The 21,128-nt window shown below is 56.8% G+C and carries 19 protein-coding genes; 9 read left to right on the plus strand and 10 right to left on the minus strand.

Annotated features, from left to right (window positions below; genetic code table 11):
* Window positions 1-4 precede the first annotated feature (4 nt).
* Both E5201_RS07595 and E5201_RS07600 read left to right on the plus strand, forming a co-directional pair.
* Window positions 5-505 (plus strand): Rrf2 family transcriptional regulator, encoded by a 501-nt coding sequence (locus E5201_RS07595; protein ID WP_140985456.1) that lies wholly within the window; start codon window positions 5-7, stop codon window positions 503-505.
* Window positions 498-1,391, plus strand: coding sequence for an NAD(P)/FAD-dependent oxidoreductase (locus E5201_RS07600; protein ID WP_140985457.1), 894 nt, complete (start codon window positions 498-500; stop codon window positions 1,389-1,391). The genes E5201_RS07595 and E5201_RS07600 overlap by 8 nt, the downstream gene beginning before the upstream one ends.
* A 94-nt stretch (window positions 1,392-1,485) precedes the next feature.
* Here the strand turns inward: E5201_RS07600 and E5201_RS07605 are convergent, their stop codons facing one another.
* Window positions 1,486-2,850, minus strand: a complete 1,365-nt coding sequence (locus E5201_RS07605) for a PleD family two-component system response regulator (protein WP_140985458.1) — start codon at window positions 2,848-2,850, stop codon at window positions 1,486-1,488.
* Window positions 2,851-2,880: 30 nt separating this feature from the next.
* Complete coding sequence (locus E5201_RS07610; protein WP_140985459.1) at window positions 2,881-3,249, minus strand: response regulator; 369 nt, start codon at window positions 3,247-3,249, stop codon at window positions 2,881-2,883.
* A gap of 159 nt (window positions 3,250-3,408) precedes the next feature.
* On the opposite strand from E5201_RS07610, the gene E5201_RS07615 reads away from it, so the two are divergent.
* Both E5201_RS07615 and E5201_RS07620 read left to right on the plus strand, forming a co-directional pair.
* Window positions 3,409-3,873 (plus strand): RidA family protein, encoded by a 465-nt coding sequence (locus tag E5201_RS07615; RefSeq protein ID WP_140985460.1) that lies wholly within the window; start codon window positions 3,409-3,411, stop codon window positions 3,871-3,873.
* 3 nt (window positions 3,874-3,876) lie between these two features.
* Window positions 3,877-5,004 (plus strand): GNAT family N-acetyltransferase, encoded by a 1,128-nt coding sequence (locus E5201_RS07620; protein ID WP_140985461.1) that lies wholly within the window; start codon window positions 3,877-3,879, stop codon window positions 5,002-5,004.
* 422 nt (window positions 5,005-5,426) lie between these two features.
* Here the strand turns inward: E5201_RS07620 and E5201_RS07625 are convergent, their stop codons facing one another.
* Genes E5201_RS07625 through E5201_RS07640 form a run of 4 tightly spaced genes read right to left on the minus strand, consistent with a single transcriptional unit; the run spans window position 5,427 to window position 9,077 of the window.
* Window positions 5,427-6,161, minus strand: coding sequence for an ABC-type transport auxiliary lipoprotein family protein (locus E5201_RS07625; protein ID WP_140985462.1), 735 nt, complete (start codon window positions 6,159-6,161; stop codon window positions 5,427-5,429).
* Window positions 6,158-7,117, minus strand: a complete 960-nt coding sequence (locus E5201_RS07630) for an MlaD family protein (protein WP_140985463.1) — start codon at window positions 7,115-7,117, stop codon at window positions 6,158-6,160. The genes E5201_RS07625 and E5201_RS07630 overlap by 4 nt, the downstream gene beginning before the upstream one ends.
* A gap of 2 nt (window positions 7,118-7,119) precedes the next feature.
* Window positions 7,120-7,929 (minus strand): ABC transporter ATP-binding protein, encoded by an 810-nt coding sequence (locus E5201_RS07635; protein ID WP_246050473.1) that lies wholly within the window; start codon window positions 7,927-7,929, stop codon window positions 7,120-7,122.
* Window positions 7,929-9,077, minus strand: a complete 1,149-nt coding sequence (locus E5201_RS07640; protein WP_246050475.1) for an ABC transporter permease — start codon at window positions 9,075-9,077, stop codon at window positions 7,929-7,931. Before E5201_RS07640 ends, E5201_RS07635 begins: the two co-directional genes overlap by 1 nt.
* Before the next feature lie 282 nt (window positions 9,078-9,359).
* Here E5201_RS07640 and E5201_RS07645 point away from each other — a divergent pair, with 282 nt between their 5' ends.
* The 5 genes from E5201_RS07645 (at window position 9,360) to E5201_RS07665 (ending at window position 17,630) form a co-directional block, all read left to right on the plus strand.
* Window positions 9,360-10,457, plus strand: a complete 1,098-nt coding sequence (locus tag E5201_RS07645; protein ID WP_140985464.1) for an extracellular solute-binding protein — start codon at window positions 9,360-9,362, stop codon at window positions 10,455-10,457.
* Between the two features lie 2 nt (window positions 10,458-10,459).
* Window positions 10,460-12,094, plus strand: a complete 1,635-nt coding sequence (locus tag E5201_RS07650) for an ABC transporter permease (RefSeq protein ID WP_140985465.1) — start codon at window positions 10,460-10,462, stop codon at window positions 12,092-12,094.
* 3 nt (window positions 12,095-12,097) lie between these two features.
* On the plus strand, window positions 12,098-13,135 hold the full coding sequence (locus E5201_RS07655) for an ABC transporter ATP-binding protein (RefSeq protein ID WP_140985466.1): 1,038 nt from the start codon (window positions 12,098-12,100) through the stop codon (window positions 13,133-13,135).
* A 191-nt stretch (window positions 13,136-13,326) separates the two neighbouring features.
* A complete protein-coding gene (locus E5201_RS07660) occupies window positions 13,327-16,140 on the plus strand; it encodes a TonB-dependent receptor (RefSeq protein ID WP_140985467.1) in 2,814 nt (937 codons plus the stop codon).
* A 77-nt stretch (window positions 16,141-16,217) separates the two neighbouring features.
* On the plus strand, window positions 16,218-17,630 hold the full coding sequence (locus E5201_RS07665; RefSeq protein WP_140985468.1) for a purple acid phosphatase family protein: 1,413 nt from the start codon (window positions 16,218-16,220) through the stop codon (window positions 17,628-17,630).
* 282 nt (window positions 17,631-17,912) lie between these two features.
* Here E5201_RS07665 and rplA read toward each other — a convergent pair whose 3' ends face one another.
* From rplA to nusG, 4 genes are all read right to left on the minus strand, one after another.
* Window positions 17,913-18,599, minus strand: a complete 687-nt coding sequence (rplA, locus tag E5201_RS07670; protein ID WP_140985469.1) for a 50S ribosomal protein L1 — start codon at window positions 18,597-18,599, stop codon at window positions 17,913-17,915.
* Window positions 18,600-18,610: 11 nt separating this feature from the next.
* A complete protein-coding gene (rplK, locus tag E5201_RS07675; RefSeq protein WP_140985470.1) occupies window positions 18,611-19,039 on the minus strand; it encodes a 50S ribosomal protein L11 in 429 nt (142 codons plus the stop codon).
* A 129-nt stretch (window positions 19,040-19,168) separates the two neighbouring features.
* Window positions 19,169-20,326, minus strand: coding sequence for a serine hydrolase domain-containing protein (locus E5201_RS07680; protein ID WP_140985471.1), 1,158 nt, complete (start codon window positions 20,324-20,326; stop codon window positions 19,169-19,171).
* 227 nt (window positions 20,327-20,553) lie between these two features.
* Window positions 20,554-21,123 (minus strand): transcription termination/antitermination protein NusG, encoded by a 570-nt coding sequence (nusG, locus tag E5201_RS07685; protein ID WP_140985472.1) that lies wholly within the window; start codon window positions 21,121-21,123, stop codon window positions 20,554-20,556.
* Window positions 21,124-21,128 lie beyond the last annotated feature (5 nt).

Below are 21,128 nucleotides of genomic sequence, written 5' to 3' on the forward strand. Positions count from 1 at the left end.
TTACATGAAAGCCGATAATCGACTCTCCTCCGTTTTACATGTGCTGCTGCATATGATTGAGCTTGATGAACCCCTGACGTCAGATGAGCTGTCGCAGATGCTCACCTCGCACCCTGTGGTCGTGAGACGGACACTGGCCGGACTGCGTGACGCGGGGCTGGTGCGTTCGGAAAAAGGCCACGGTGGCGGCTGGGTCATCGACTGTGATCCGGCGAAGGTTAGCCTCTATGACATTCATCAGGCGCTGGGCTCACCGGCGCTGATTTCCATTGGCCATCGCAATCACAATCCGGCCTGTCTGGTCGAGGCGACGGTTAATGCCGCGCTCAATCAGGCCATCGAGGACGCTGAAGCGCTGCTGATCGCGCGTTTCAAAGCCATAAGCCTCGCCGATCTGGGGGCCGGTTTCCATGCGGGGCTTAGCGAGCGTGTAGGCCACCTGACACTTGAAGACATGCTGAAAAGACACCCCGCGCCCTCCCCGAAAGGAACATCCGATGTTTGATGCGATTGTTATCGGCGGCAGCTTTGCCAGTATTTCTGCGGCCACCTATATGGCCCGCGCCCGCCTTAAGGTGCTGGTGATCGATGGCGGCGAACCCCGCAACCGCTTTGCCGCTGCGTCGCATGGCTTCCTGACACAGGACGGATCATCGCCCTTTGATATGCTGGAGACCGCCCACGCCCAGTTGCTGGCCTATCCGAGCGTGAGCTTTGTGACCGGTTACGCATTAAGAGCCACTCAAACCCCTGAGGGCTTTGCCATTACAGTGGGTAATGACAGCCTGTATCACGCCCGACGGCTTTTGCTGGCGACAGGCGTACGGGATATATTACCGGATATTGACGGCTTTGCCGAACGCTGGGGCAAGTCCATCGGCCATTGCCCGTATTGTCATGGCTATGAGATCAATCAAGCCCCGATTGCGGTGATGTCAGGTTCCGATATGGCTGCTCATTATGCGCTTCTGGTGTCACAATGGGGGCCGGTGACATTACTGACCAATGGGGCGAAAACATTGCCAGAGGATGACCTTGATCGCTTGCGGAAGGCAAACATTGTGGTCGAGACCGCCCCAGTCAGCCACCTGAAAGGTAACGCACCTGATCTGTCGGAAGTCGTATTGACGGACGGCAAGGTGATTGCGGCCAGCGCCATGCTGGCGGCTGTGCGGTTTGAAGCGGCCTCGGATATCGCTGCGCAACTGGGGTGCACCTATGATGACAGCCTGAACGGGCCGGTATTGCGTGTCGATGATTCGGGCCAAACCACGGTCACCGGTGTCTATGCCGCCGGTGACATTACGCATATGCGCCATTCGGTGGCTCTGGCGGTTGCCGGTGGCATGGTGGCGGGCACCAGCTTGCATCAGTCACTGGTGTTTGGCTAGCGGCGACAGGGAAAGAGAAAAAACACCCCACCACCACGCCCTTTCGGGCGCGGTCCCCCTCCCCATTGCTACGCAACAGGGAGGAGAAAAAGGATCAGGCGGCGTGCAGGATGACGCGGTTGCGCCCGCCTTGCTTGGCTTCATAGACAGCCTCATCGGCGCGCTTCAGAAGCCCTTCGGCGGAATCGCCGGTGCCGCTTAAGGTCGACACACCGACCGAAACGGTAATGTTCAGCGCATGGCCTGTACTGAGGTTAAAGGCGGCTGAGGCCACCTGAAGGCGTACACGCTCGGCGATGTGGCGGGCATCCTCGCTGTCGGCACCGGGCATGAGGACGACAAATTCCTCACCGCCCAAACGGCAGGGCATGTCAACAGCACGCACGCTCTGGGTCAGGCGGCGGGAAAACTCTTTAAGCACCTCGTCGCCCGCATCATGGCCATAGCTGTCATTGACGCGTTTGAAATAGTCGATATCAAGCATCAGCAGCGACAGAGGCTCACCGGCCTTAAGGTGACGTGGCAGCAGGTTGATAAACTGCATGTCCATATAGCGGCGGTTATTCAGCCCCGTCAGCGGATCGGTGACCGACAGTTCCAGACTCCGGTCAAGGCTGTTGCGCAGGTAATCGGCATAGCGTTTACGTCTGATCTGGGTATGGGCGCGGGCAATCAGTTCCTGGGCATCGACCGGACGCGGCAGGGCATCATTGACGCCGAGTTCAAGCGCCTTAAGGAGTATGTCGCGCCCTTCGGCGCTATAGACGCCCAGAACCGGCGTCTGGCGCGTGGCTTCGGTGGAGCGCAGGTGCGCCACAAAACGTAGGGGGTCAAAGCTTTTGGCCGTCAGGTTCAGCACCAGAAGATCAACACGACCTGAGGCAATTTTCTGCGCCTTCTGAGGATCGGTCTCAAAGGCGCAGCGGTGGGTGCGGCCAAGCTGGCGCAGCATGCGCATGCCCTGACGTTCGTTGTCGTCAATCACCAGCACATTACCCACGGCTTCGATCTGGCGTTGCAGTTGGGCGGGGTCGAAGACGCCTGCCTTGCGGCCCGAGACCTCACGCTGGCGCAGTTCGTCAAACATCAGTTTGAGTCGCACCAGCGCCTTGAGGCGGGCAAAGAGCATCACCTCATCGACGGGCTTATTGAGGAAATCATCGGCACCGGCCTCAAGGCCCGACAGGCGGTCATCGCGGCCATCAAGAGCGGTGACCAGAATAACCGGAATATGGCGGGTTTCGGGGTCGCTTTTGAGTTGGCGAGTTACTTCGTAGCCGTCAAGCTCAGGCATCATGACATCAAGCAGCACGATGTCCGGTTGCTCGGTACGCGCCAGACGCAGGGCATCGGCCCCGTTATGGGCGACAAGCACCTCATAATATTCCGCCTCAAGCCGCGCCTGTAGCAGGCGGACATTGGCAGGCATATCATCTACAACAAGGACCCTGGCACTCATGGAGTTTTCTACTCGCTGACGGAAGGCAAATTACCCGAGATACCGGCGTACCGTATCCAGAAAATGTGACACCGATATCGGCTTGGAAATATAGGCCTCACAGCCGCCTTCGCGGATGCGCTCCTCATCGCCCTTCATGGCAAAAGCGGTTACGGCCACCACCGGAATATGCGACAGTTCCTCGTCTTCCTTAAGCCATTTGGTGACTTCAAGGCCTGAAATTTCCGGCAACTGAATGTCCATAAGAATCAGGTCGGGCCGGTGCTTACGCGCCAAAGCCAGCGCCGACAGCCCCTCACCGGTTTGCAGGGTTTCATAGCCCTGCGCGTCAAGCAGGTCATGAAACAGCTTCATATTCAGTTCGTTGTCCTCAACGATCAGGACTTTTTTCGCACGCATAAGTCTTAAACACCTGTCTGTTTCAAGCCGGGATCATAGCCTGACTGTCTTAAGGTGAGGTGAAGGGGAAGGTAACAAAAGGTAAAAATCACCTATCGACGCACAGGGCCTGACTGCCCTATAAACGGGCATCTTTTTATGACTTCAGAGAGCGTTTCAATGTCAAAAACCGAAGCCCGTCTTAAGGAACTGGGGATCACCCTGCCCGTTCCGGCTGCCCCTGTCGCCAACTATGTGCCTTTTACCCGCTCCGGTAATATTGTGCAGATTTCCGGTCAGTTGTCCAATGACGGCAATGGCCGCATCAAGGGCACGCTGGGGGTCGATGTGACCTTAGAGGAAGGCGTTGAGGCGGCGCGTCTGGCCGGTATCAATCTTCTGGCGCAGATGAAGGCGGCGGCGGGTGGTGACCTCGATAAGGTCGTGCGCGTCCTGAAGCTGAATGCCTTCGTTCAGGCGGGGCCGGATTTCTATGACATCCCGCAGGTGATCAATGGGTGCTCAGACCTGATGGTCGAGGTGCTTGGGGATGCCGGTAAACACGCCCGTTCAGCCGTAGGCATGTATAAGATCCCGCTCGGCTTTGCCGTCGAAATCGACGCCACCATTGAGGTTGCAGACTAAGCCATGATGCTTACACCCGTTCTGCACCGGTCGATATCCGATATCGCGCCCGAGGTGTGGGACGGGCTTAGGCCGGATGATAACCCGTTCACCGCCCATGCCTATCTTGAGGCGCTGGAGCTGACGGGGTGTGTCGGGCCGGAAACGGGATGGTATCCGCATCATCTTTCGCTAGGTGATGATAACGGCATAAAAGGCGTGATGCCGCTTTATCTCAAGACCCACTCCATGGGTGAATATGTCTTCGATCAGGGCTGGGCCGAGGCCTATGAACGCGCGGGCGGAGCCTATTATCCGAAATTGGTATCCGCCTCTCCGTTTACGCCGGTCACCGGTGCACGGTTTCTGTCGCCTGATCCTGAAGTCAGGGCCGCGCTGATTGAGACGGCCAAAGGCTTATGTCAGGCGAATGGCCTCTCGTCCTTACATGTTTTATTTCCGACTGAGCCTGAGTGGCAAGAGATGGGGGCGCAGGGCTGGCTTAAACGCGTCGATCAACAATTCTGGTGGGACAATCAGAACTATCGGGATTTCGAGGATTTTCTGTCGGCCCTGACGGCCAATCGCCGCAAGGTCATCCGCCGGGAGCGGCGCGAGATCAACGCCGCCTTACAGATGCGTATTGTAACGGGTGCTGACATTACCGAAGCCCATCTTGATCAGCTCTATGGGTTTATTGAAAACACCTATGACCGCAAATGGGGGCAACCCTACCTGGCGCGGGATTTCTTTTCGCTGATTACCGAGCGCATGCGCGACCAGATCGTGCTGGTGTTTGCCTATGACGGGCCGGAAGCCGTAGCCGGTGCCATCAATTTCAGAAGTGCAGACACGCTTTATGGCCGTCAGTGGGGCTGTGGCCGCGAGGTGCCGTTCCTGCATTTCGAGGTCTGCTACTATCAGGCCATTGACTATGCCATTGCCCACGGCCTGAAACGCGTCGAGGCCGGAACGCAGGGCATGCACAAGATTTCACGCGGCTACCTGCCGCAGGCGGTCTATTCGGCGCACTTTGTCGCCGATAAGGCCCTGCGCCAGCCTGTCGCGCATTTTCTCGCGCAGGAACAGGGGCATATAATCGGGCTTATGCGCGACCTTGAGGCCGAGAACTCGCCGTTTAAAAAGGCTTAGAGGCGTTTCAAAAGGGTTGGAGTCTGAGACGAAAAGGCCAAGCTCAGAGAGCGGGGCTTCGAGAACCGTAGCGCAGCGTACTCAAAGTACGTGAGCAACGGAAGCGCAGAAGACCGGCCTTTGCAGGCCAGAAAACGACACTTTGGATAGCCTCTTAGTTAAAGGCAGCAAAAGGGGCCAGAGCCACGGCGACCAGACCGGCGACGAAACGTTCAAACATCTTTTCCATTGTCATTCTCCACAAACATAATTGATTGACAGCGCTGTCATAGCATATCTCGCACATGCAGCATAGATATATGCGGGTAACAAATGGCTACAGGCAGGTAATGGTTTGTGTAGGGGACGTGTGACGCAGGGCGGAAAGCCTCCCCCTCTGCTAATCCCCTCCCCGCCAAAGGCAGGGAGGTATGAAAGACGGTTTAGCTTACGCTTTCGGGCGTTGCGTTCTTGGCCGCAGCGGTCGCCTCTTCGGCAAAGCCGATGACCTGTGCTACGGCACGGGTCGAGGCCTTTTCAAAGCCCTGAACGATGTCACCGACATTATTGCGGCGCACGGATTCTTCGACGGTGATGTAGCGTTCGGCCACAACCACACGGTCGTCTGTGCGCACCAGGCGGGCATCAAGCGTCACCACTACGGTCGGACGACGGCGGGCATAGGCGGTTTCAAAGCGCCGCACCTCAACGTCCAGACGGTATTTCGCGGCGATGCGCCCCTGATTGGCCAGACGGACACGGTTGCCTTCGCGGGCAAAGCCTTCGCTCAGGACGTCCCGGAACATGCCCTGCGCCGAGGTCGCCCAGCGGCCACCGGAGACATAGGACACCTCATTGCCTTCGCTCGTCAGGATGCGATCACCGGCAGCCGCACGCGGAAAGGCCGGTACAGACACATAGACATCAATAGAGTCGGCGTCTGTGACCGCAGGGGCCACGGCGGCGGGCGGCACCAGCCATTCCGGATTAAAGCGGATGGTGTAAAGCTGCACCGGCTTTGTTTCAGGCAAAAGCGTGACACAGCCACTTAAAGCCCCGCCCAAACCCAGCAGGGAAACGCCCATCAGGGCTCGTCGAGTAAGATCGGGTCGCGTAAGATTGGGTCGCGTAAGATTGGGTCGCGTAAGATTGGGCCGTGTCAGGTTCGAATGGGTCATGGTTTTACCTTTCTTTCACGGGCCTTAGGCTTGCCGATCAGTCCCTGCGGACTGGAGCGGACTTCTTCGACCACCTGTTGCACCGAGCGGCTGGCATCATCGAGATTTTGCAATGTGTCATTCAACTGCGGCAAGGTGGTGTCAGACAATTCGCGGATGGGTTCGCGCAGGTCTTTGGCCACGCCGCCAATTTCCGAACCGGCCTTGGCAATTTCGGCGGTGGCCACATCGATCTTGTCGAGGGTTTGCGGCAGGCGTTGACGCACAACCACATCGGTTGAGGCCGCCAGCTTACTCATATTGTCTGCGGCCACCCCAATCGAGACAATACTTTTCTCAGCTTCGTCAATGACATGCGTCCGGCTTCTGATGTCGGCTGTCAGGTCACTGACGTTGCGTGTAATGCTTTCGAGATTGTTGATACTACGGCTCAGGGTCCTGAGATTATCGTCCGACAGAAGCCGGTTGATGCGGTTCAGCGTTTCATAGGCGTTTTCAAGCACCCCGCCCGAACCGGCCAGAAGCTTGTCCAGGGTCGAGCCTGTGGCATGGATTATGGGGTTGCCCGGGCCTTTGTATTCATCGCGCAATATGGCGGCATCATGTGAACCGGGCGTGATCTGCACATAGTTCAGACCCGTCACCCCCAAAGGTTCAAGCACGGCGGTTGAATCGACGCGCACCGGCGTCGCGGCATCAATTTTAATGGTGGCGATAACCTGCGTGGTGTTGGCCTTACCCAGGCGCAGTTCGCGCACTTCACCGACCTTGATGCCGTTGAAATGCACCTCACCGCCTTCGGTCAGACCATTGACCGGCGTGTTGAACAGCACGTCATATTCGACATAGCTTTCGTTAAAGCTGCCCTGAATCAGCCAGTAGGCAAAACCAAAGGTCGCCACGGCGAGCAAAAGCGTCACCATTCCGACAAAGGCGTAATGAGCCTGTCTTTCCATTGTCAGCTTCCTTTCGTCAGGGCATTGCGCCCGCGCGGCCCGTGGAAATATTCATGAATCCACGGATGCGTCGATTGTTCCAGTATCTTTGGCGGCGCGATTTCAACCACCTTGCGATCAGCCAGCACGGCCACCTCATCGCAGATCGCATAAAGACTATCCAGGTCGTGGGTGATCATGAACACCGTCAGGTCCAGATTGTCACTTAAGCTGCGGATCAGCTTATCAAAGGCCGCCGCCCCGATCGGATCAAGTCCGGCGGTCGGTTCATCGAGAAACAAGACCTCAGGGTCAAGCACCAGCGCCCGCGCCAGTGCCGTCCGCTTGATCATGCCGCCCGAGAGTTCCGAAGGCATCTTGTCGGCGGCATCCAGCGGCAGGCCGACCAGCGTCATTTTCATCAGGCCGATTTCACGCATCAGCTTCGGTGACAGATTTGCATACTCGGTCAGGGGCACGCAGATGTTTTCCACCACCGTCAGGGCCGAAAACAGGGCGCCTGACTGAAACAGAACCCCGAAACGGGCCTGAAGCGGGCGGCGCTTTTTCTCACTGAGTTTAAGGACATCTTCGCCAAAGAGGTGGATGCTGCCCCCCGTCGGCGGCCTGAGGCCGAGAATGGCATTCAGCAGAACCGTCTTGCCCGTGCCCGAACCGCCGACCACGCCAATGATCTTGCCTTTGCTGACGGTCAGATCAAGCCCGTCATGGACAATATGTTTGCCAAACTGATTGCGCAGCCCCCTGACGACAATCGGGGTTTGGGAATAGTCGGTATCGGTGGTCATATCCTGTTTGATCTCTTCACGCATCAGAAGTCAAACCCGTTGAACATGATCGCAAAAATGGCATCAATGGTGATGATGGCGAAAATGGCCTGAACCACCGAAGACGTCACTTGCTTGCCCAGTGAAATAACGTCTTCCTTCACCTCCATACCCATGCGGCAGCCGATAAGGGCAATGGCCGCGGCAAAGAACGGGACTTTGATCAGGCCGACAAAATAGTTCACGAACGGTACATAGTCGGTCATGCGCTGTATAAAGAAGTTGGGGCCATAGCCCAGCGTCGTCCACACGACGATAAATCCGCCAAACAGACCCGCCATCATGCCGAAAAAGGTCGCCAGCGGCATGGTGATGATCATGGCGAACAGACGCGGCAGGACCAGCGCATCAAACGGATTGATGCCCATGACCCTCATGGCGTCAATTTCCTGATTCATCTTCATCGCGCCCACCTCGGCCGTAAAGCTTGAGGCCGAGCGACCGGCCATAAGCACCGCCGCAATTACGGGCCCGAATTCGCGTAAGACGGCAATACCGATCAGTTCAACGGCAAAGACGGAGACGCCGAATTGTTTGAGCTGAAGTATCCCGAGAAAAGCGACCACAGCACCAACAAAGAAATTGGCCACACCGACCACGATCAGCGCCTCAAGCCCCGTGCGCTGCATCTGCGCCACCAGAGGTGTCCAGCGAATGCGCCCAGGGTTGAGTATAGTCAGAAAGATAAAGGTAACCGTCTCACCCAAAAAGCGGGTAAAGCGGCGCGCATCATCGAGAAAACTTAAGGTTTTCTGGCCAATGCCGCTCAGAAAATTAACCAGCGGCGACGCCGAACGCCCGCTTTCGCTGATCTGGGTTTGCACCTCAGGGGAAATGCCGTCAATCAGCTCATAAATGCGGCGATAGTTTTCGTGACCGGCAAAGATTTCCGGCGACGCCCTGTCCCCAAGGGCGTATTTAAGCGCATAGGCCCCCGCCGTATCAAAGCGTCCGATGTCAGCCACGTCCACCTGCACGTCCTGAGCGCGGGTCAGGGCTTTTTTCAGTCGTTCAGCGACATCCCTGAGGCCGGTCGCCGTCCAGTCCCCCGTCAGCACCAGCAAACGCGCCGCTTCGGCACCGTCTGAGGTCTTAAGGGCAAAATCGGCTTTGGGCATCTGACCTTTTGGCATCTGACCTCTTGGAGGGGGGGTGAGTGTAAGCTATCGTAGCAACCGGTACGCGACATTTAGTGCCACTGACAATAAGGCCCGCAGGGTTTACATACAATAGGGACACGGGCAATAGAAACACAGCCCTAAAGCTGTCACGCCCAACTATAGCACCGTTTTATTAGCCCAGACCTTGCGAATTATTCTCAAACATGCCAGACAGATCACAAAACCGGCCTTATCCCCACCTGGGTAAGCCATTGATGGTTTGTATTTTGCCCCTGCCCCATTAAAGGTGATTCGATGATCCAAACTCCCCGCTTCCGCACGCCTGTTCGTAAAGCCGTTGGCGTCCTGGCCACCCTCACCGCCCTTGGTGCGCTTCTGGTGGCCTGTAACGGCCAGAAGGCTGAAGACCAGAAGGCTGAAGACCAGAAGGCTGGGAACAACGGTTCGATCAATGTCTATACCTCGCGCCATTATGATGCCGACACCCATATCTATGAGGCGTTTGAAAAAGAGACCGGCATCAAGGTCAACCGCCTTGAGATGCAGGCCGCACAGCTTGTTGAGCGCATGAAGGCCGAAGGGGCCTCAAGTCCCGCCGATGTGATCCTGATGGCCGATGCCGGTGCCTTGTGGAAGGCGCAGGATGCGGGCCTTTATCAGCCCCTGCAATCAGATGTTATCAATGCAAAAATTCCGGCCAATCTGCGGGAGCCTTCGGGTCAGTGGTTCGGTTTTTCGCGCCGCGCGCGCGTGATCATTTACGATAAGGCGAAGGTAAAGCCTGAAGAAGTGGCGACCTACGAGGCGCTGGCGACGCCGCGCTTCAAGGGCAAGATCTGCGTTCGTTCATCGGATAATGTCTATAACCTGTCGCTGATGGCTGCGGTCATTGAGCATCTGGGGCCGGAAAAGGCGCTCGAATGGGCCAAAGGCGTGACGGCCAATATGGCGCGCGACCCTCAGGGTGGGGATCGCGACCAGATCAAGGCCGTGGCCGCCGGTATCTGTGAGGTAGCGATTTCCAACACCTATTATTACCTGCGCATGACGCATAATGCCGATGAACTGGATCAGGCGGTGGTCGATAAGACCGCCATGGCCTTCCCGTCGCTGGCCGGTCAGGGGACGCACGTCAATATTTCGGGCGGTGGTCTGGCCAAACATGCGCCGAACCGCGACAATGCTGTCAAGTTCCTTGAGTATATGACCAATGATGCGTCGCAGACGATCTTTGCCAAATATAACAACGAGTTCCCTGTGATTACGACGTCGGAAACGCCTGAGCACATCAAGGCGCTGGATGGTTTCAAGGCTGATCCGGTGAACGTTCTGACCTATGGTACCCGTCAGGCCGAAGCGCAAAAGCTGCTTGATCAGGCAGGCTGGAAATAAGCGTGACTACACCTCCGGCTTCACCGACACCTCAGTCTTCTAAAGACACTCTGGCCCCGCTGCGTGCATCGCGGCGGGGTTATGGCGTTTTCTGGCTGAAGCTCGGGGCGCTTATTGCCGTTCTGGTGACACTGACGCCACTGGTGGCGGTGGTTTATAAGGCACTGGCTCCTGCGCCTGATCTGCCCGATTTTCCGTTCTGGCGTTATGCGACGACCAGTCTTTATCTGGTTATTGGTGTCGGCGTGGTCGCGCTGGTGCTCGGGACGTTTTCCGCCTGGCTGGTGACATTGTATGAGTTTCCGTTTCGGCGGTTTTTCTCATGGGCGCTGGTTCTGCCGCTGGCATGTCCGGCTTTTGTGCTGGCCTATGGCTGGGCGGATTTTCTCGATGCCGCCTCTCCCTTGCGCTCAGGCTGGCGCGAGGCGTTCGGGTTTGATCTGCCGCTGAATATGCGCAGCCTGTGGGGCGCGATCTTCGTCCTGTCCTTTGCCTATTTTCCGTATATTTACCTGACCTTACGCGCCAGTTTCCTGAGCCAGTCGGCTGATATGTTCGATGCGGCGCGGCTTCTGGGCCTTAAGCCGCACCAGATTTTCTGGCGCGTCGCCCTGCCCCTGAGCCGTCCGGCCCTGATTGCCGGTCTGGCCCTGACGACGATGGAGACGCTCGCCGATTACGGGGCCGTCAATTTCCTCAGTGTGCAAACCCTGACCATGGGCGTGGTACGGGCATGGTCGATTTTTGGCTCAACCGCTCTGGCAGCCAAGCTGGCGCTGGTGCTGATCGGGGCCGCGCTTTTGTTCCTTGTGACCGAGCGTTTCCTGCGCCGCGGCAAGCGCTTTGCCGCCGGTACAGCCAGATGGCGGAAACAGGCCCCCCTACCCCTGTCCACAGGCGGCAAAATCGCGGCGGTTCTGTTCTGCACGCTGCTTCTGATGCTCGGGATGCTTATTCCGGTGGTCTGGCTGGTAGCGCAGGCCGTCCATATCAGCCCCGACTGGCCGCGCCTGATTTCCGCCGCCCAGAGCACCCTTTTGCTGTCCTCCAGCGGCACCGCCCTGACCTTATTGCTGGCCACCCTCGTGGTGTTCGGGATGCGCAAAAACCGCCTGATCGGCTATCTGATGAGTCTGGGTTATGCGACGCCCGGCGCGGTTATGGCCATTGGGCTGCTGGTGCCCGCAAGTCTGTTCTGGAACCAGTTTGCCCTGACCTCAAGCCTGTGGCTGGCCTTTACGCTATTGCTTCTGGCCTATGCGGCACGGTTGATGGCCTCGGCCTACGAGCCGTTACAGGCGGGTCTGACGCGTCTGACGCCCAATCTGGCTCTGGCGGCACGCACCTTAGGGGCGACCCAGACCGAAGCCGTGAGGCGCGTGGAATTACCGCTTATTCGCGGGACGTTCCTGACGGCGGCGCTTCTGGTGTTTGTTGATATCGCCAAGGAGCTTCCGGCCACGCTGATCCTGCGTCCGTTCGAGCTTGAAAGTCTGGCGGTCATGGCCGATCGTTATGCCAATGATGAACGTCTGGCGCAGGCGGCCTGGCCAAGCCTCATCATACTGGCCGTATCTATCCTGCCGTCACTTTATCTCTCCCGCCGGATCGAGCGCTCCGGCCAAAATAAAAGCTGAAACATGTCCGATCTGCTGCATATAGATAAGGTTGTCCGCCAGTTTGGGGCGCAAAAGGCTGTCAATCAGGCCAGCCTGACGCTTAAGGAGGGGGAGATTACCTGCCTGCTAGGGCCGTCAGGCTGCGGAAAATCGACGCTTCTGCGCATGATTGCTGGCCTTGAGACGCTTGATGAGGGCACTATCAGCCGTCAGGAGACGGTGCTGTCCGGCCCACGTACCCATGTGCCGCCGGAAAACCGTGGTATTGGCTTTGTCTTTCAGGACTATGCCCTGTTCCCGCATCTGACTATTTCGGAAAATATCGGCTTTGGCCTAAGGCATCTGGCTTCGGCAGAGCGTAACGAACGCATTGCGACGCTTCTGGACATGGTGCGCCTGAGCGACAAGGCAAAGCAATATCCCGCCGCCCTGTCCGGTGGTGAGCAGCAGCGCATTGCCCTGATCCGCGCCCTCGCCCGTGAACCGCGTCTGATTTTGCTCGATGAGCCGTTTTCCGGCCTTGATGCCCACCTGAAATCCGAAGTCCGCGAAGCCACGCTCAATGTGCTTGAGCACAGTGGGGCCGCAGCCTTAGTGGTGACGCATGATGCCGAGGAAGCCCTGTCGATGGGCCATAGTCTGGCGTTGATGGATAAGGGGCAGATCATCCAGACCGGCACGCCTCAGGCCTGCTACCTCAATCCGGTGTCCATTGCCGCGGCACGTTTGCTCGGGGAAACCAATCTGGTGCCTGCACGTCTTGGAAACGGCGTCGTTGTGTCCGGCTTTGGCCGGATCAGCAAAGCCGACAGCGGTCAGGCAAGGGACGTAACCCTGTGCCTGCGCCCCGAGGCCTTTCATGTCGTGGCGGCGGACACGCCTGAGGCGGTCGCCGTGCGCATTACCGAAAGCCGCTATCACGGGGCCTATAGTGACCTGATGCTAGAGGCTGCCGATGGGGCGAAGGCCCATGCCCACGTCTCAAGCCTGACGGCTTTTGCGCGCAATGAAACGGTGAGCGTTAAAATAGATCCACATCTATGCTCAGTATTTGATTGACATAAATTCGATATAAAACTGAAATAAAACCGTCACATTAAAGTATTTCCAAACTTAAACGGCGATATATTTGACACACCACCTTAGGCACTGTCACAATTATTAACGTCCAAAGACAGCCTGTTATTAAACTGTCACAGAGCCTGACTAGGTAGCGCCCCTATCGATTATCAAAACTGATAGGGTAGTTAATGTTTACCAAGACCTCCTCCCGCCGTCTGACCGCCATTCTTTTGGCGTCCACGGCTCTGGTGTCCGCTGCGGCGGCAAACGCCGGTAATGTGACCGGCGCCGTCACCGACGCCACCGACACTGGTGCCGTTCTGCGGGGCGCGGAAGTTACGCTGGTTGAACTGAACCAGAGCCATACGGTTGATAGTGACGGTCAGTTCCGTTTCACCAACATTCCTGCCGGTAACTATACGCTGCGCGTCACCTATACCGGTGCCCGTACGGAACTGGTCAGCATCAGCGTTCCCGCTACCGGCGATGTCAGCGCCAATGTCCTGCTGGCCCCGGCCGATGGTACGGACAGCAACACTATTCTGGTTATTGGTCAGCGCGCCAATCTGAACTCGTCCATCTCGCGTCAGCGTTCGGCAGACGGCGTACAAACCACCCTGTCGCGTGACTCTATCGGTCAGTTCCCCGATCAGAACGTCGCCGAGTCCATTCGTCGCGCCCCCGGCGTCAATGTCCTGAACGATCAGGGCGAAGGCCGCTTCGTATCGGTTCGCGGTCTTGATCCGAACCTGAACTCGGCCTCGCTGAACGGCAACCGCATTCTGGCGACCGGTGGTGATGAGCGCGCGGTCGCGCTAGATGTCGTACCTGCGGAACTGATTGAATCGATTGACATCAAAAAATCCCTGACGCCGGATATGGATGCTGACACCATCGGTGCCTCGATCGAGATCAACACCACCTCTGCTTTTGACCGCAAAAAAGGATTTGTCTCGGCTTCGCTCGAAAGCTCCTATAATGACCTGAGCGGTGAAACCTCGCCCAAGGGCAGCTTTGATTTCTCAACGCGTCTGACGGACAACCTGGGGGTTGCCGGTGGCCTGAGCTATTACAATCGCAAATTTGAATCGGACAATGTCGAAGTCGGTTCATGGGCGACAGACGATAATGGCGTCGATTTTGCCGAAGAAATCGATTACCGAGATTACGATGTCCGTCGCGAGCGCTATGGCGCGACCTTGAACTTTGATTATCGTCTCGGCGAAAATTCGTCGATGTATCTGCGCACGCTCTATTCCAAGTTCGATGATACCGAACTGCGTCGTCGTCTGGTGCTGATCACTGAATTCGACGAAGTATCTGACGCATCCGGCGATACCGTAACCTTCGACTCGGCAGATAGCCGCATCGAAGTACGTCGCGATCTGAAAGACCGTGGCGAATGGCAGACCATCCGCACCGTGGCCTTTGGCGGCAAGACCTTCACCGGTGCCTGGAAATTCAACTATGATCTGGCCTTCTCTCAGGCTGATCAGCAGGAAAAAGGTTCGGTTGATCCGATCCGCTTCCGCAACCGCTTCAACAGCGGCAATCCGCTGGTTCTGCAATTCGACTACAGCGACATGAAGAAACCGGCCTACTCAGTGGTTGGCGCGCCGGGTAATTTCAACAATGCCGCCTCTTACGAAATGACCGTCCTAGAGCGCACCACTCAGGAAGACGCCAAGGACACCGAATGGTCCGCCAAGTTTGACGCCGCCCGCAACTTCAATCTGGATTCCGGTTCATTTGAACTGAAGTTCGGTGCCAAGCTGCGCCAGCGCGACAAAAAGCTGGACATGACCATCGACGTCTATGACTCGTATGAAGGCAGCGAAAGCTTTACCCTTGCGGACGTCGCCGGTACACAGACCTATCGTCTGGCGGACATGGGCGTCGTGCCGGATCTGGGTAAGGTAAAGGACTTCATCAACGCCAATGGTTTCGGTGATTTTGAATATAACGATGACGATAGCCTTCTGGCGTCAACCATCGAAGATTACCGCGCGACCGAAGATATCAATGCCGCCTATGTTCTGGGACGTTATGACAATGGTGCCCTGCGGGTTATAGGTGGTGTGCGTATCGAGCAGACAAAGCTGAAACTCAACGGTTCCAACGTCAATGATGACACGCTCGAAATTACACCGGTTGAGGTCCGTCGCGATTATACGGACGTCCTGCCCAGCGTGAATGTGCGCTACAATGTCTCTGACAAACTGGTGGCCCGTGTCGCGGCGTCGCAATCGCTGATGCGCCCAAGCTTCGGCAAGTTGGCCCCGCGTTACGTCATCAACGAGGACCTTGAGGGTGAATTCGGCAATCCCGACCTTGATCCTTACAAGGCAACCAATCTTGATCTGACTCTGGAATATTATTTTGCCCCTGAAGCGGTTATTCAGGGTGGCTTCTTCTTTAAGAAGATCAAGGATTTCATTGTTACGTACAAAACCGATCAGGCTGGCACCTATCATGGCATTGCCTATGAAGAAGCCGAATTCGCCGTTAACGGTGAAGAAGCTGATGTGAAGGGCTTTGAACTGGCCTATTCGCAGGCCCTGTCCTTCCTGCCGTCGCCATGGGATGGCCTGCTGGTCAACGTCAACTACACCTACACCGATGCCGAGGGTGACATCCTGATCGATGAAACCGCGACGCGCTCGATCTCGCTGCCGAACTCGGCCAAGCACACGGCTAACTTCGTGCTTGGTTACGAAAAAGGCCCGCTGTCACTGCGTGCGGCTGCCTCATATCGTTCCAGCTATCTGGATGAACTGGGCGATCTTGATGACGCGGACACCGACCGTTACGTGCGTCCGCACACGCAGATTGACCTGTCGGCCAAGTACCGCATCAACAAGAATCTGCGCCTGTTCGGTGAACTGGTGAACCTGAATGACGCAAGTTACACCGCCTATAATAACTACGGCGGTCGCAAGCGCCTGCTGCAATACGAAGAATATAGCTGGACCGCCAAGTTCGGCGTGAAATTCAACTATTGATCTGTGTATTGAAAAATGGTGGGGCAGCATTCTGGTACGACAGGATGACTGCCCCTTTTTTCCTGAAAGGGATGTTTATGAAGTTGCTTAAAACCCTTCTGTGCACCGCCGCCCTGAGCGTTATTGCCGCGCCTGTGTTCGCAGACGACCTGCCGCCGCTGGAAGTGCCGCGCACCGCTGGTCTGCCCTATGCCGTGAAGTCCATTCCAGATCGCGTCGTCCTGACGGCAGGCGCTGATCCGTCAACAGAAATGGCCGTGTCTTTCCGCACCGACAGCCAGCAGCGTACCGCCGAGGCCCAGATCACCGTCGCCGTTGATGGCCCCACCTTAGAGCATCAGGCGCAGACCGTCACGGGTGTCACCACCTATTTCCCGTCCTCCAACGGTCTGGCGCACTATCATCAGGTGCGTTTCACCGGCCTTAAGCCCGACACCGTCTATGCCTATCGCGTTAAGGGCCACGCCGGTTACAGCGAGTGGCACCAGTTCAAAACGGCGGCCGCCGAAGACAAGCCGTTCCGCTTCCTCTATCTGGGTGACACCCAGAACGGCATTCTGACCTTCGCGTCGCGCGTCATCCGTCAGGGCTTCCATGAAGGCAAGATTTCGCTGGTGGTTCATGCCGGAGATCTGGTGGCCCAGCGTGACGACCTCGATCACGACGATGAATGGGGTGAATGGACGCAGGCTGGCAGCTATAACTACGCCATGGTGCCGCAGCTTCCGGCTACCGGAAACCATGAATATGCCGACCTGATCCTGCCGGATGGTGAAGAATCGCGCATCCTCGGCCCGCACTGGCCGGTGCAGTTCGCCCTGCCCGCCAATGGCGCGGAGACCATCAAGGAAACCACCTATTTCGTCGATTATCAGGGCGTGCGCTTCATCATTCTGGATGGCACGGCTGCACTTGATCTTGGTAAGCTGGACACCCAGACCCAGTGGCTTGAGCAGACCCTTGCCTCAAGTCAGGCCAACTGGAATGTCGTTCTGTTCCACCAGCCGATCTTTACCTGCGCCCGTCCTAACGACACGCCGGTGCTGAAGGCTGCCTGGAAGCCTGTGTTCGATAAGCACAAGGTCGATCTGGTGTTGCAAGGTCACGATCACTGCTACAGCCGCCTGTCGTCCGAAGCCGGTCACGCCGCTGGTCTCACCGCCCGTAAACGTGGCGAAGCGCAAGGCCCTGTCTATCTGGTGTCGGTTGCCGGTTCCAAGATGTATGGCCTCAACGACCGCGCAGGCCATCAGCCTGACAAGGTTGCCGAAGCCACCGAGCTTTATCAGATCGTGGACGTTTCAAAGCAAAAGATCGCTTTCCGCACCTATACGGCGTCGGGCAAGCTCTATGACGGTTTTGATCTGGAGCGTCAGCGTAACGGCACCAACCGTCTGGTGGAACTGAAAGAACCCACCCTGATGACCCGTAAGTGCACCGGCAATGTAGGCCCCGATGGCGGCCCCTGTGTCGCCGAACCTAAGGACTGACAGGCAGGGCCGCAGGGCCTCAGGCCCTGCACCCATTTGACCCGAGGTGTGGGGCAAGGTCCATAATGTCAGTGTTGTAACTGACGGGGTCTTATTTTGTCTTCCGTCCCATGCGTTAGTACCCCTCCGTCTTTTTTAGCTGACGCTAAAAAATCCACCTCCCCATCGCACGCGATAGGGAGGAGAAAACAAAAACCCCCGCCGGTAAACCGACGGGGGTTTCTATATATGGATCGTCCCGTCTGCCTCAGGGCTAACGGGTGCAGGGGCTGAGCCCCTGCCTTATTGGGCAGAAGCCAGATCAACCTTTACGCCGGGGCCTTGGGTCGAAGACAGCGAGATGCGTCTTACGTACTGGCCCTTGGCACCGGTTGGCTTGGCCTTAACCAGCGCGTCCACGAGGGCACGGGCATTGGCTTCGAGTTGTTCAACGGTGAAGGAAGTCTTGCCGATACCGGCATGAACGATACCGGCCTTTTCGACGCGGAACTCAACGGCACCGGACTTTGCGTCCTTAACGGCCTGAGCCACGTTCGGGGTCACGGTACCCACCTTGGGGTTAGGCATCAGGCCGCGCGGGCCAAGCACCTTACCAAGGCGACCGACCAAAGCCATCATGTCCGGAGACGCGATAACGCGGTCAAAGTCAAAGAAACCGCCCTGGATCTTTTCCACGAGGTCTTCAGCACCAACGACTTCAGCACCGGCAGCCAGAGCTTCCTCAGCCTTTTTGTCCTTGGCGAATACGGCGACGCGAACGTCTTTACCGGTACCCGACGGCAGTTGCACGACGCCGCGAACCTGCTGGTCAGCGTGACGCGGGTCAACACCCAGATTGATAGCGATTTCGACGGATTCGTCGAACTTCGCCTTGGCGTTTGCCTTAACTACGTTAAGAGCTTCGGTCAGGCCGTGCAGCTTGTCGGAATCGACGTCCCACGCCTTGATACGCTTTGCAATTTTGGTCATCAGAATTCCCCTTAGTCGACGATCTTCAGACCCATCGAACGCGCAGAGCCTTCGATGATCTTGGCGGCGTTTTCAACGTCGTGTGCGGACAGGTCTTTCGCCTTCTTTTCGGCGATTTCGCGCAGCTGGGCGCGAGTGATCTGACCAACACTGTCACGACCCGGCAGCTTGGAACCGGACTTCAGGCCAAGCGCTTGCTTGATGAAGAAGGTTGCAGGCGGCGTCTTGGTCGTAAAGGTGAACGACTTGTCCTGATAAACGGTGATGATCGTCGGCAGGGGCGTACCCTTTTCGACGTTTTCGGTACGGGCGTTGAATTCCTTACAGAAACCCATGATGTTAACGCCGCGTTGACCCAGTGCCGGGCCGATGGGGGGCGAAGGCGTAGCCGAGCCAGCCTTCACCTGGAGCTTGATGTAGCCCAGGATTTTCTTAGCCATTGAATGTATCTCCAGATATATAGAGCCGTGGTGCGGGCAACCCCTGCCACGGATTTAATCTACCCCTTGAGGCAGAACGGGTGCCTATAGTCTAAATGGGCTGATCCGACAAGCCCTTAAACCTAAAAACTATTGCCGGAACAGGGCCGCAAGCCGTTCGGCCTCAGCCAGCCGGTCAAAGCCGTTGCCGGTGGGCATATAGTTGGACGCCAGCGCCACCACCACACCTGTATCCGGATAGATCAGCAAAAAGCTGTAGGTGCCATTGGCCGTGCCGCCATGATAGGCATAGCGGCCTTGCGCGCCCTCGCCCACCTGAAAGCCCAGACCGTATTTGTGAGGGTTTACCGCTCCGTTTGCAAACGGCACCTGTGTCCACATAGCGTCACGACTGGCTGAGGACAGGAAGGCAGACGACAACAGGCCATTACCAAAACGCACCAGATCGGACGGCGTCGAGACATAGCCGCCACCGGCATGTTTATAGCTGATATTATCTTCGGGGGCTTCGATCAGGGCGCCGCTGATGAGCATGTAGGGCTTGGCCGGTTTGACCAGCGCATCCGCCCGATAAACGTGGGTCAGGCTCATGCCTGTTGGCTTGAGCACCTCTTCGTACATGATCTGCTCATAAGGCCTGCCGGTCGCACCTTCCATAGCCAGCGCCAGAACCGTGTAGCCGTAAGTGGTATATTCATAGCCTGTGCCGGGTGTGAACTGTAAGGGATCGTTCTCGGTGATCGTCGCCGCTTCGCGCGTACTGGTGTAGGTTTTGAAGCTAAAAAGTTCAGAAATATCCGAAGAATAACTGCGGATGCCAGCCTGATGCGACAACAGTTGCCGGATCGTATAGTCGGCCTTGCCATCGGCATAATCCGGCACATAGGTATTAACCGAGGCGTCCAGTTCGATCTGCCGGTTTTCGACAAGACGCATGACCGCAGCGCCTGTCAGGGATTTTGAGATGCTGCCGACGCGGTAGGTGCTGGTCAGTCTGGCGGCGTGCAGCACCTTTATGTCCGTGTAGCCGATGACTCCGGCCCAGACCAGCTGTCCGTTTATGCCGACTGCCGCCGACACCGAGGGCACAGTGTGCTCATGATAAAGGGTTTCCAGCCAGTCCGCTGCCGCTACCCCTGCCGGTGCATAGGTGTCCACATAGGTCACGGAGGTTACCGCTGGGGTTTCTTCCGGACGCGTCTCAATCACCGAGGCAATATAAAGCCCCCCGGTCACAGTCAGCAACACAACAACCGCCAGCACACCAATGATTATCTTCTTAAGCACTAAGTCCCCGTCTGGTCTGTGTTTGCGCCCATTGAGCCTAGAGCAAAATTTCGATCAGATTGATCCGAAATTTTGCTCTAGGTTTAGTTTTGTCGCTCTTTCTTATCCATCAAATAATTCTATTTGATGGGAAAACGCTCTAACAGCTTATGCCGCTGCAAGGCCAAAGAAAAAGCGCTCCGAACAACCGGAGCGCTTTTGATATTCTTATGAACCTGTCTGAAATATCAGACGGTCTTTTCGACCTGAGCAAATTCCAGATCCACCGGTGTGGCACGACCGAAGATCGATACCGATACCTTAAGGCGGGCATGCTCCTGATCGACGCTTTCAACCACACCGTCGAAGCTGGCGAACGGGCCGTCGGTGACCTTGATCTTTTCGCCGATATCGAAGGACAGAACGATCTTGGGCTTCTCGGCGGCAACATCGGCGGTGCCGATAATGCGCTGAACTTCTTTTTCCGAAACAGGAATAGGCTTTGAGGCCGAACCGAGGAAGCCGGTAACCTTGGGGGTGTTCTTCACAAGGTGGTAGGCTTCGTCCGTCAGCTCCATCTTTACCAGCACATAGCCGGGGAAGAATTTGCGCTCAGAGTTGAATTTGCGACCGCGGCGGATTTCAACGACATCTTCGGTCGGGACGAGAATTTCAGAAAACTTGTCCTCAAGCCCCTGCGCTTTCGCCTGATCGCGCAAAGCCTCGGCCACCTTTTTCTCAAAGTTGGAATAGGCGTGGACAATGTACCACTTATGTCTTGGGTTGGGGGCCAGAGTGGCTTCCAGAGTTTCGGCCATAGTTA

The sequence above is a fragment of the Asticcacaulis tiandongensis genome (assembly GCF_006475605.1).
GTDB classification, from domain to species: Bacteria; Pseudomonadota; Alphaproteobacteria; order Caulobacterales; family Caulobacteraceae; genus Asticcacaulis; species Asticcacaulis tiandongensis.

What these genes read in the sequence shown, in the direction of transcription:
- E5201_RS07595 (WP_140985456.1), top strand. Translation starts at nt 5, where the DNA reads ATGAAAGCCGATAATCGACTCTCCTCCGTTTTACATGTGCTGCTGCAT.
- E5201_RS07600 (WP_140985457.1), top strand. Translation starts at nt 498, where the DNA reads ATGTTTGATGCGATTGTTATCGGCGGCAGCTTTGCCAGTATTTCTGCG.
- E5201_RS07605 (WP_140985458.1), bottom strand. Translation starts at nt 2,850, where the DNA reads ATGAGTGCCAGGGTCCTTGTTGTAGATGATATGCCTGCCAATGTCCGC.
- E5201_RS07610 (WP_140985459.1), bottom strand. Translation starts at nt 3,249, where the DNA reads ATGCGTGCGAAAAAAGTCCTGATCGTTGAGGACAACGAACTGAATATG.
- E5201_RS07615 (WP_140985460.1), top strand. Translation starts at nt 3,409, where the DNA reads ATGTCAAAAACCGAAGCCCGTCTTAAGGAACTGGGGATCACCCTGCCC.
- E5201_RS07620 (WP_140985461.1), top strand. Translation starts at nt 3,877, where the DNA reads ATGATGCTTACACCCGTTCTGCACCGGTCGATATCCGATATCGCGCCC.
- E5201_RS07625 (WP_140985462.1), bottom strand. Translation starts at nt 6,161, where the DNA reads ATGACCCATTCGAACCTGACACGGCCCAATCTTACGCGACCCAATCTT.
- E5201_RS07630 (WP_140985463.1), bottom strand. Translation starts at nt 7,117, where the DNA reads ATGGAAAGACAGGCTCATTACGCCTTTGTCGGAATGGTGACGCTTTTG.
- E5201_RS07635 (WP_246050473.1), bottom strand. Translation starts at nt 7,929, where the DNA reads ATGCGTGAAGAGATCAAACAGGATATGACCACCGATACCGACTATTCC.
- E5201_RS07640 (WP_246050475.1), bottom strand. Translation starts at nt 9,077, where the DNA reads ATGCCAAAAGGTCAGATGCCCAAAGCCGATTTTGCCCTTAAGACCTCA.
- E5201_RS07645 (WP_140985464.1), top strand. Translation starts at nt 9,360, where the DNA reads ATGATCCAAACTCCCCGCTTCCGCACGCCTGTTCGTAAAGCCGTTGGC.
- E5201_RS07655 (WP_140985466.1), top strand. Translation starts at nt 12,098, where the DNA reads ATGTCCGATCTGCTGCATATAGATAAGGTTGTCCGCCAGTTTGGGGCG.
- E5201_RS07660 (WP_140985467.1), top strand. Translation starts at nt 13,327, where the DNA reads ATGTTTACCAAGACCTCCTCCCGCCGTCTGACCGCCATTCTTTTGGCG.
- E5201_RS07665 (WP_140985468.1), top strand. Translation starts at nt 16,218, where the DNA reads ATGAAGTTGCTTAAAACCCTTCTGTGCACCGCCGCCCTGAGCGTTATT.
- rplA (WP_140985469.1), bottom strand. Translation starts at nt 18,599, where the DNA reads ATGACCAAAATTGCAAAGCGTATCAAGGCGTGGGACGTCGATTCCGAC.
- rplK (WP_140985470.1), bottom strand. Translation starts at nt 19,039, where the DNA reads ATGGCTAAGAAAATCCTGGGCTACATCAAGCTCCAGGTGAAGGCTGGC.
- nusG (WP_140985472.1), bottom strand. Translation starts at nt 21,123, where the DNA reads ATGGCCGAAACTCTGGAAGCCACTCTGGCCCCCAACCCAAGACATAAG.